Below are 1701 nucleotides of genomic sequence, written 5' to 3'. Positions count from 1 at the left end.
GGCTTTGTGTTTGATAATGGGATTGTTAGTATGAAGCATGAGAGTTACCTCGCGTTTTGTTTAAGGATTAGGCACCCATATCAAAACCGGTAACTCTCAACCTTTCAAGGTCCAGTGTCAGATCTAGTCGCGACTAATACAGTTTAAGCATTGACGAAGCACTGCACGCTCGGGTTATGCTAAGGGTTTTGGGTCCCCCTCGGGCTGAAAGTGGAGTAAAGCAACGTGAAAATTACGGATGTCAAAACCATCTTGGCGAATCGCTACCTGTTTGTCGAGATTCACACGGACGAAGGTCTTGTCGGGATCGGTGAATCAGGCACCTAGGGGTTTCTGGATGCCTCCATGGGGGCGTTGGAAGCGCTAAAAACCTACCTGATCGGGCAAGATCCGCTGCGTATTGAGCATCATTGGCAGTACATGTACCGCTGCTGGTATTTCCGCGGTGCCGCCATCATGGGAGCGATCAGCGCTGTCGATATCGCGCTGTGGGATATTGCGGGTAAATTCTACGACACCCCCGTCTACAACTTGTTGGGAGGTCGTTGCCGCGATAAGGCGCGGGTCTATGCCCATGCTGGTGGCAAAACTACGGAAGAGACAATCGCCAACCTGAAAAAGATGAAGGCACAAGGCGTTACCGAGATTGGGCATCTGACGCCGTTTTGGGATGAGTCGCGCGGCGATCCCTATTTCATCACCCATGCGAAAGAAATCGGCGAAGCCATCGAGCGTATTGGCGCTTATCGTGAAGCGGTGGGGAATGATGTCGATCTCTGTATCGAAGTACATCGCCCTCTGAAACCGCATGATATGATTGTGTTTGCGCAGGGTATTGCGCCCTATCTGCCTTACTTTATTGAAGATCCGATCAGGGCAGATAACTTTGATTCGATGGCGCAGGTCGCAGACAAAATTAACGTGCCGATTGCTACCGGCGAGCGTCTGAACAACATGCAAGAGTTTGCCATGCTGATCAAACGCAATGCGGTTTCCTACGTGCGGCCTGACGTGTGCATGTGCGGAGGCATTACCGGCGCGAAGAAAATCGCAGCGCTGGCCGAAGCGCATGACCTGATGGTGGTACCGCATAACCCGATCAGCCCGGTCTCTACGGCCGCCTGTTTGCAAATTGCGGTGAGCATCCCCAACTTTGCTCTGCTGGAGTATCCCGGCGACGACCAACCGGCGCTGTCGGAGAAATTTGGCTCCACCGGCGTGGAAAATGGCGTATTGAAGCGCGACGTGGTCAAGAGCACCTTCAAGTGTGTTGACGGTTTTATGGAGATTCCCACGGCACCGTGCATTGGCATCGAACTGGCGGATAATGTGGCAGAAAAATACCCCTACCGTCGCCGTTCACTGAAAACGCGTCTTCATGTAGATGGTTCAGTGGTCGATCATTAAACTGTGCGTTTTGCCGTCGTGTGCCCATGACGCGACGGTGGTTATTCACCTGCGAAAAGAAGAACTATGGAACGTTTTATTGAAAACCTGATGTACACCTCGCGTTGGTTTCTGGCCCCGATCTACCTGGGACTGTCGCTCGGGTTACTGGCGCTGATGGGCTTTGTTGAATAAATAGATATTATGCTGCGTAGCCATAAAGGCTGCGGATTCCCTTGACGTAAAATCAGTATGTTAAATCCAGAGCGTGGTGATGCATCCCGGAGCGATCAGCATTTTAATCCAAAACAGGCG

General features: G+C 51.7%; 1 protein-coding gene. It reads left to right on the top strand.

Features of this window, described 5'->3' with window-relative positions; all coding sequences use genetic code 11:
- The first annotated feature begins 345 nt into the window (after positions 1–345).
- The gene (locus QZ506_RS12510; protein ID WP_291971448.1) at positions 346–1407 is read left to right on the top strand and encodes a mandelate racemase/muconate lactonizing enzyme family protein; all 1062 of its coding nucleotides are present in this window, start codon (positions 346–348) and stop codon (positions 1405–1407) included.
- Positions 1408–1701 lie beyond the last annotated feature (294 nt).

The sequence above is a fragment of the Candidatus Symbiopectobacterium sp. genome, assembly GCF_020054415.1.
In the GTDB taxonomy this organism is placed as follows: domain Bacteria; phylum Pseudomonadota; class Gammaproteobacteria; order Enterobacterales; family Enterobacteriaceae; genus Symbiopectobacterium.
Note: the sequence above shows the minus strand (reverse complement) of the source record. Positions and strands in the feature narration are given on the sequence as shown.